This is a genomic window from Rhodococcus sp. T7 (assembly GCF_009872365.1).
Lineage (GTDB): Bacteria > Actinomycetota > Actinomycetes > Mycobacteriales > Mycobacteriaceae > Rhodococcus_F.
This window is the reverse complement of the sequence record NZ_WXYH01000389.1, coordinates 98,745-99,088: the sequence shown is the minus strand read 5'-3', so window position 1 is coordinate 99,088 and position 344 is coordinate 98,745. Positions and strand designations below refer to the sequence as shown.

Sequence of the window (344 nt, the reverse complement as noted above, 5' to 3'; positions counted from 1 at the left end):
ATCATGCCGAACCGGTAGCCGGCGCTGTCTTCGCCCTCATACATTTTCGTGGGGGCCAGCACACCGGGCAGGTGTGCTTTTCCGCCGGGCATTTCGGAGAACAGGCCGCCGCGGTAGATGTGCTCTTTTCGTCGAAAGGCACTGAAGAATTGGATTGCCATGAGGGACCTTTCGTATCCGGTGAGGCCGTGACGTTTGCTGATCACCGGGAGCACGGTGATCAGGAGGACGCCACCGGTGATGGCGCCGAACTTGATACCGGCGGCCATCAACACGATGAGAGCGATGATCAAAGAGCCGAGAATGAACCAGGTCACGGGTCCGGTCAGGCCCATGACGCCTTC

1 protein-coding gene is annotated in these 344 nt (G+C 59.6%); it reads right to left on the bottom strand.

What is annotated here, in order from left to right; all coding sequences use genetic code 11:
- On the bottom strand, nucleotides 1–344 hold a 344-nt coding region (locus MLGJGCBP_RS44415), incomplete at both ends, for an SCO6880 family protein (RefSeq protein ID WP_328799690.1).